The sequence below is a fragment of the Methylobacterium sp. J-030 genome, from assembly GCF_022829545.1.
Classification (GTDB): Bacteria; Pseudomonadota; Alphaproteobacteria; order Rhizobiales; family Beijerinckiaceae; genus Methylobacterium.
This window is the reverse complement of sequence record NZ_JAKSYM010000101.1, coordinates 1-7,792: the sequence shown is the minus strand read 5'-3', so window position 1 is coordinate 7,792 and position 7,792 is coordinate 1. Positions and strand designations below refer to the sequence as shown.

7 protein-coding genes are annotated in these 7,792 nt (G+C 69.9%); 4 read left to right on the top strand and 3 right to left on the bottom strand.

Features of this window, described 5'->3' with window-relative positions:
* The first annotated feature begins 730 nt into the window (after nucleotides 1-730).
* From MKK75_RS06260 to MKK75_RS06245, 4 genes are all read left to right on the top strand, one after another.
* Nucleotides 731-1,213 carry a nucleoside deaminase gene (locus MKK75_RS06260; RefSeq protein ID WP_279593634.1) on the top strand — a complete coding sequence of 161 codons (483 nt, stop codon included), beginning with the start codon at nucleotides 731-733 and terminating at the stop codon, nucleotides 1,211-1,213.
* A gap of 83 nt (nucleotides 1,214-1,296) precedes the next feature.
* The gene (locus MKK75_RS06255; protein WP_244041754.1) at nucleotides 1,297-2,700 is read left to right on the top strand and encodes an FAD-binding oxidoreductase; all 1,404 of its coding nucleotides are present in this window, start codon (nucleotides 1,297-1,299) and stop codon (nucleotides 2,698-2,700) included.
* Between the two features lie 194 nt (nucleotides 2,701-2,894).
* Nucleotides 2,895-3,851 carry an antibiotic biosynthesis monooxygenase gene (locus MKK75_RS06250; protein ID WP_244041753.1) on the top strand — a complete coding sequence of 319 codons (957 nt, stop codon included), beginning with the start codon at nucleotides 2,895-2,897 and terminating at the stop codon, nucleotides 3,849-3,851.
* A gap of 243 nt (nucleotides 3,852-4,094) precedes the next feature.
* Complete coding sequence (locus MKK75_RS06245; protein WP_244041752.1) at nucleotides 4,095-4,490, top strand: hypothetical protein; 396 nt, start codon at nucleotides 4,095-4,097, stop codon at nucleotides 4,488-4,490.
* Between the two features lie 19 nt (nucleotides 4,491-4,509).
* Here the strand turns inward: MKK75_RS06245 and MKK75_RS36020 are convergent, their stop codons facing one another.
* The 3 genes from MKK75_RS36020 to MKK75_RS06230 form a co-directional block, all read right to left on the bottom strand.
* Nucleotides 4,510-5,466, bottom strand: coding sequence for a helix-turn-helix domain-containing protein (locus MKK75_RS36020; RefSeq protein ID WP_244041751.1), 957 nt, complete (start codon nucleotides 5,464-5,466; stop codon nucleotides 4,510-4,512).
* 188 nt (nucleotides 5,467-5,654) lie between these two features.
* Complete coding sequence (locus MKK75_RS06235) at nucleotides 5,655-6,779, bottom strand: MFS transporter (RefSeq protein ID WP_244041750.1); 1,125 nt, start codon at nucleotides 6,777-6,779, stop codon at nucleotides 5,655-5,657.
* Entirely contained in the window at nucleotides 6,704-7,042 is a 339-nt protein-coding gene (locus MKK75_RS06230; protein WP_244041749.1) for a hypothetical protein, read from the bottom strand. The genes MKK75_RS06235 and MKK75_RS06230 overlap by 76 nt, the downstream gene beginning before the upstream one ends.
* Nucleotides 7,043-7,792: the final 750 nt, after the last annotated feature.

The following is a 7,792-nucleotide window of genomic DNA, read 5'->3' as shown; positions in this document are numbered from 1 at the left end:
GACCATCAAGGGCTTGGTGGGCATTTCATCCGCTCACCGTCCTTGCGAGCGCAAGCGAAGCAATCCAGTCGGCGCCACGCCCGCCGAGGTTGCGCTGCCCTGGGTGACATCGTCACCGATCCGGCAAGGTCCAGGCGATCGGGCATCGCGGCCGGCCCTTCACGGTACCGACCCTCCGCCGAGCGGGCGCCGAGGAGGCACATCTTTTTCTTGTCGCCACGTACCGATCATAGGATTCTTGCGCAACGCTCCAGCATATTCACGACTTATATCTATCTATATCCGATGTATTTGTCAAATTTATCCAACGTTTAGATCATAAGCATTGCGTACATAGATCTATATATAACTATTTACACGAAAATTACTTGCAAAGAGAGAGGCGCATTGACGATGACGCGGCGGCGATGCCTACTCGTCTGGCGAGCGTATCACGCGTGCGGAGGGTGAAGGCCGCAGGAGCGACCGGGCGCGTGATGCGGCATCGATGGCGAGGAGATCCGGTCTGCCGGCCGCCTCTCGACTGACGTGAAGCGGCGTCCGCCCACACGGCATGGCCTGCCGCGTCGCGTTCCAACGGGCAAGAGATCGATCAATACCGACCGGATCCGTGTCATCGCCGCAGAAGCAGATTATCGGCCGCCAGCACACGCGGCGACGGGGCGAACCGTTCACGGGCCGCGTGAAACGATACGCGTCATCGACAGCAGGACGTCAGGTAGGGACTTCAATGACTGAGAAACACGAAGACTTCATGGCCCGTGCGATCGCCCTGTCCGAGAAGACATCGCTGATCGACAGCGCCGGCGGGGTGTTCGGCTGCGTGATCGTTCAGGACGGCGAGATCATCGCCGAGGGCGCCAACCGCGTCGTCGCCGAGAACGATCCGACGTGGCACGGCGAGATCGAGGCCATCCGCAAGGCCTGCAAGGCGCAGGGCAGCTTCAAGCTCCGGGACGCGACGCTCTACACCAGCGCCGAGCCGTGCCCGATGTGCATGGCGGCCGCCTACTGGGCCGGGATCAAGCGGATCTACTACGCCGCGCAGGTCGAGGACGCGCTGGAATACGGCGGTTTCGACGACAGCATGATCTACAGCGAACTCAAGAAGGATGTCGGCGATCGCTCGATCCCGAGCCAGCAGATCATGCGCGAAGAGGCCGTCGCGGTCTGGAAGAAGTACGCCCAGAAGGCGGACCGCGTGCCCTACTGAGGCAGACCGATCGTCGGACCGATGTAGCATGCCCGCGCGGACGGCCGGTCCGAGCGGGTTCCTCGCTGGCGCTGGGCCGGATCATGAACCTGGACGACTTGAGGCGCGCCGTTCGCGGCACGGTCACCACCGCGCACGAGGCCGGATTCTCCGACGCGATCCACGGCAACCTGTGGAACAGGCTGATCCCGGACCGGGCGCCGCAGCTCGTCGTGCGGGCGGCGGACGAGGACGACGTCATCGCGGCGGTGACGTTCGCCCGCGCGAACGGCCTGAAGGTGGTCGTGCGCGGGGGCGGCCACAATTGGTGCCAGCCCACGCTGCGCACCGGCGGCCTCCTGATTGACCTTCAGGATTTCACGAAGGTGCTCGCCATCGACGCCGAGAACCGCAGGGCGGTGATCCAGCCGATCCTCAGCAACCGCGACATCCAGAAGATCCTGAACCCCCTGGGGCTCGCCTATCCGACCGGACATTGCCCGCAGGTGAAGGTGAGTGGCTATCTCCTCGGCGGCGGCATGGCGTGGAACCCGACGGTCTGGGGTCACGGCGCCGACAGCGTGGCCGCCCTCGAACTCGTCACCGCCGCGGGCGAACTAATCACCGCGAGCGCGACCGAGAACCCGGACTATTTCTGGGCTGCGCGCGGCGCGGGGTCGGGCTTCTTCGGGATCGTGACCAAGTATCATCTCGATCTCCATCCGCTGCCGAGGGCGATTCACGGGGTCGAGGCCTACTATCGGCTGGAGGATGCGCCGCGGGTCGGCGCCTGGCTCGGCGAGACGGCGCCCCTGATCGCGTCGAGCGTCGAGCTGAGCCTGTACCTGGTCAAGGCGCCGCCGGCCCTGCGGGACGCCGCCGCCGCGCAGACCGGCTGGGTCTGTCTGGTGACCGCGACCGCCTTCGAGGATACGCCGGAGGCGGCCCGGCGCGCCCTGCAGCCGCTGGAGCGGGCTCCCGTCGCGCCCCTGTCGCGCTCGACCGCGGCGCCGCTCGATTTCGAGCAGCTCTTCGATGCGTCCGGAGCCCTGTTTCCGGAGGCGGTCCGGTCCCGGGTCGAGGCGGCCTATTCCAATCACAGCCCCGGGGATCTCGTGCAGGCCGTCCTGGACCTGTGGCCGAAGGCGCCCTCGGACACCAGCGTGTTCCTGCTGGCGATCTTCTGCGGCCCGAACGTCCCGGAACCGCAGCGGGACATGGCGCGGTCCATGACCTCCAAGGTCTATGGCGGCCCCTGGACGATGTGGCGGGATGCGGGGGCCGATCAGGCCAACGCCGAGTGGCATCGGGCGCTCACGCAGGCGCTGCATCCGTTCAACATCGGCTCCTATATCGGCGAGTCCGATATGGTCGCGCGCCCGGAGATCGTGCCGCAGGCGTTCACGCCCGAGAAGTGGCGGAAACTCTGCGCCCTGCGCGACCGGTACGATCCGGACCGCGTGTTCTTCGATTACTTCGAGGGTCTGGCCGGCGGATCGGCCTCGTGAGCGCGTGCCCGCGACGCGGGTCGACGCCCTGAGGCTGGTGAGGGAGCGCGACAGGCTCCCTCCGGGCTGACGGGGCATCCCGCCGGATGCCCGGACCTGCATCGCCCTCAGACGCGGGCCCGTGGGACACCCGGCCCGACACGGCGGAGACGTCACCGCATCGCGCGACACCTGTGGGAATGGACGGCAAGAGCATGACTGCGTCCCCGACATCCGTCAGCATCGTGACGCAGACGACCGTCCGTCCCGAGAGCGCGGACGCCTTCGCCCGGTGGCAGGCCGAGACCAGCGCCGTCGTGGCGACCTTTCCGGGCTTCATCGAGCAGCGCCTGCTCCCCCCGCACCCGCCGCTTCAGGTCGACTGGGTGATCCTCCAGCGCTTCGGCAGCCTGGAGCAGGCCAAGGCGTGGCTCGGCTCCCCGGCGCGGCGGGCCCGCATCGAGGGCGCGGCCGCGATGCTCGTGGGCCGGGACGACGTCCACATCGTCCAGGACGATGCCAGCGCGGCCCGCACCGCCCCGGCCTGCGCGGTGATCAGCACCCGGGTGAAGCCCGGCATGGAGGCGGCCTATCGCGTCTGGGAGCAGAAGGTTGCGGCGGCGCAATCCAGGGCGCCCGGCCTCCAGGGCTATCGGTTCGAGCCGGCGGTGCCGGGGGTGCAGGAGGATTTCGTCGCGATCCTGCGCTTCGACTGCGAGGCGAACCTGCACGCCTGGATGGACTCGCCCGAGCGGCAGGCCCTGGTCGCGGAGGCGGCCCCGCTGACCGCGGAATTCCACACCCGCACGGTGCAGAGCGGCTTCGAGCAGTGGTTCCGGGACGTCGCGCCGGCCGGGGCCTCGGCCCCCGCGTGGTGGAAGATGAACATGATCGTCATCCTCACGCTCTATCCGACCGTGTTCCTGTGGGGATTGCTGGTCGGCACGCCGCTCCTCACCCACACCCTGAAGCTGGATTTCCCCATCGCGCTGTTCATCGGCAACGTGTTCAGCGTGTTCCTGACCGCGCAGTTGGTCCCGCGGACCGCCGAGCGGCTCGGCTGGTGGCTCTCGCCGGATCCGGAGCGGCGCGCCTCCGTCGATCGGCAGGGCGCCGCGCTGCTGATCGCCGCCTACGCGGTCCTGATCCTCGTCTTCTGGAAACTGGTCTGACGGGCCGCGCGGCCTCCACGGTGCCGCGCAGGTCCATCGAGGTGTGCGCGATGCTTCCGTCTGGTACCCGGATGGGCCCGCTCCGCGCGGCCGGGCCGCTGCTTCAGATCTGCGGCGCGGCCCGGGCCGAGCCGACAGCCCCGCCGCCCCCGTTCCTCAGCGTCTCCGACACCGTGGTCAGCTACCGGTTCCAGGGCCTGTCAGCGGAGCCGGGCATCACGGTCGAACGCCCCGGCGGGCGGTATGCGGACCGTAGCGCCGCCGCGGGAGGGCGCGATCCCGGGCTTCGACTCTTCACACTTCCGGAGCGTCGAGTTCAAGATGACGCCGGACTGCGAGTTGACCGACACGATCCCGCGGCCCTTCACCGGGCTGCCGCTCGCGCGCGCCGGCTTCAACATCATCGTGCTGCCCAAGGGGCGCTACGGCAACCTCAACCAGAACCCGACACAGCTGGAATTCGCCTCGCAGACCAACCTCGTCCTGGATGTCGGGCAGGTGGTGAACGGTGCGCCCAACCGGGTCGGTGCGTTCGTGGGCTTCCAGTACTGGCACAACAAGTTCGGCGGCGACCCGCGGCGCACGCACAACACCGCGGAGACGGCGCTGATCATCGGCCTCGCCATCCATCTGACATGAGGGCGGGTCCGTGCGCGGGTCAGGCGCGCGCGGCCCGGAGGTCGCGCGGCGACAGGCCGAAGCGCTTGCGGAACCCGCGGTTGAACGCCGGGATGTCGGTGAAGCCGCAGGCATACGCGATCGTGGCGATCTTCATCCGGTCGTCCCGGGGCGCCTCCAGCCGCCGCCGGGCGAGATCGAGGCGGATGTCGCGGATCGCCGCCTCGATGCCGCCGGACGCCCCGAAGGCCCGATAGAGGCTCGACCGCGAGACCCCCAGCACGGCGTGGATCTCGCCGGGGCTGAGTTTCGGATCGTGGAGCCGCCGCGCGATATGGGCGCGGGCCAGGGACTCGACCGCCGCCAGCGAGACCACCGCCTCGCCTCCGCCCGCCGGGCCGCCGACGAGGTTCCCGAGGAGGTGCAACGCTCCGTCGATCGCGGTCTCGGCCTCCCCCTCCGACATCCAGGCGACCGCGGAGGCCACGGCGCGCAGGCGCGCCCCGAACGCGGCGCTTCCGGCCTGCGCGCGGATGCTGCGGCCCGCGAGGGCCTCGACGCGGCCGATCCGGGCCTCGAACGTCTCCCGCGGCAGGGCGAGCCGGATCTCCTCGTAGTCGCTCTGGGTTCCGGCCACCATCGGCAGGGCGCGCGACAGGAAGCCGATGTCGCCGGCCTGAAGCTGCGCGCCGCTGCCGCACTGCTCCTGATACCCGATCCCGTCGACGGCGAGGCCGATCACCACCATGTCGCGGCCGCTGCGATCGACGTGGCGAGGCCTGATCGTCACCCCGATCGGGCTGCTGATCGTATGGGTCAGCAGCCAGTCCGCCCCGGCGACCGTGAGGCGCTTGGCCGAGAACCGCTCGTTGGGCCGCGGGCGCGCGATGTCGCCGAAGCGAGAGAGCGCCGTACAGCGCCAGAACTCGAAGGCGCGTTCGGGCTCGACGTGATGGGTCGTCTCGACGAGGCTCGGAACGACGGCCGGGCTGGACACGCATGAGACTCCCGTCGCCGCCGGCAACAGGCCGGGCGTCTCGGCGACGTTATCATCCGGATGGTGTAAGCCTGACAATGGAGAGCGGCCGTTTTGGTCGCGAACGAGAACGGCCCGTTTGCCATGCCCGTTCGAACCGGAATCCCAGGTGTCCAAAGGGCTTGAGCCCACCCCCGTTCGACGGGCGCTCAGACGTTCTGCGCGACGGGCTTCCCCGACAGGCCCCGGGGGCCGCCGAGCAGGAGCGCGCCGCTGGCCACGAGAACGGCCGTGATGACGGCGAACATCCCGTGCGGTCCATAGGCCGCGAGCGCAGGCAACAGGACGAAGGGCGCCAGCGCCGCGGCGATTCGCCCGCCCGCCCAGGCGCAGGTCAGGATCGAGGCCCGCCGCCGCGTCGGCAACAGTTCGGTCGCGTAGATTGACAGGATCGCCCCGTAGGTCGCGGCAGCCGTGTTGAACCCGATACCGAGCAGGACCAGGGTGACGAACCCGGTGCTCGCCGCGAAGGCCGTGCCCAGGGCCGCCATCGTCCCGGCGAGCGCCGCGAGGCAGCCGCGCCGCTCCAGCCGGTCGACCACCAGGGCCGTGAGCAGCGTCCCCAGCGGCGGCCCGAGCAACGACAGGGCGGCGAAAACCAGGGATTGCTCGACCCGAAACCCCTTCTCCAGGAGCACGACGGTGCTCAGCAGCGGGAAGCCCAGGGTCGCCCAGGGCGCCAGCGCGTAGAGGGCGATGAACAGGGCGGTCCGGCGCATCGCGGACGATTCCCCGGGGCGCGCTTCAGGGACGGGCGCCACCCGCGGCGGCAGTTCCTCGGGCAGCCCGGCCGGCCGGGCGCGTGCCAAGTCCTCGAACCGCCGGCAGGCTTCCCCCGCCTCGACCGCGCGCCCGACCGAGGCGAGCCAGCGCGGCGATTCCGGCAGGAGCGCGAACAGCGCGGCCGCGATCGCCGCCAGCCCCGCCCCGAGGATCAGCGCCCAGCGCCACGCCGCGATCCCGAGCGGCACGGCCGGCGCCAGGATCTGGACCATCAGGATGACGGCCGAACCGCCGAAAAAGCCGATCCCAGCGCAGACCATCAGCATCGCGCCGCGCCGCCGGGGCGGCATCACCTCGGCGAGGTAGGTCGCGACCAGGGGCGGAAAGCCACCGATCGCGAAGCCCGACACCGCGCGGGCGAGCGTGAGCGCCGTGAGGCCGGTGCTGAGCGCGGCGGCGAGCGAGCCGATCGTCATCAGTGCCAGGGAGGCCTGGAGCGCGCGCCTGCGTCCGAGGCGGTCGCCCAGCAGTCCGAAGACCGGCGCGCCCACCGCTCCGCCGGCGAACACGGAGGCCAGCAGCAGGGACAGGCTGCTCCGCGGCAGATTGGGGGCGGGGCGAGGAAGATCGCCGCCAGCGCGTTGCTCAGGGCGATCTCGGCGATGTCGGTGAACACGCCGAGCGTGCTGACGGCGAGGATCGCCCAGTGGAGCCGGGTGAGCGGCAGGCCGTCGAGGCGCCGCGCGATCGCCGCGACGGCACCGTCGCGGCCGCTATCCACCTCGTCCGGCCCGCGCTCCTTTGCTTCGACCAAGAGCGTGGTCTCCTCAACCAAGCCGTGCGTCTCAGCGCCGACCGGTATTCCCGACTGCGCGGAGCGGGCCGTGATGGTTCATCCGGTTCTCGCCCCATCCGGTCGATGGCGGCCGCGAACCGACGACATCGCCGATGCTGCGCGATCGCCGCGCCGCCCGGAGGCGCCGGAAGCGTCCGGGCCTGGGCGGCCGCAAATCGCAGCTCAGCGGGCAGCCCGTCAAGGCGGATCGATCGTGCGTCCGGGATCGGCTTTGAACGCGAGATGCGCGCCCCAGGGCTTGGGCTTCAGCTCAGACTTGATTTCCGTCGACGCGCGCACGTGCACCCGGTTCCAGGCCCGTCGCACGCGGCGGCGGAGCGTGTGTGCCCGGCGACGAAAGGCCCGGTGCTTTTGAACGGCGGCATCGCGGCTGCGAACCCAGCCGCCCGACTGTCGCGACATCGGGTGCCGGCTTTGCCGGTTCCCTTCGGGATGCCTGCTGAGCACCTGCGCACGGCATACAGCCCGCGGAGCGGTTGGCTCGGCGGGCTGTGTGGCGGTGTTGTGGTTTGGCGACGTTCGTTGCGGGGACAGGATTCGAACCTGTGACCCTCAGGTTATGAGCCTTACAGGCTACCGGGCTACTCCCCCCCCCCCCAGCGTGGACCGCCTGACCGCGGGCGTGTGCGGTTGGGCCGGATCGGTGGACGTGGTGAGGGAATGGAGCGGGGTAGTGCGGGCCTGCCCGGGTTGGTTGCGATGGGCTGG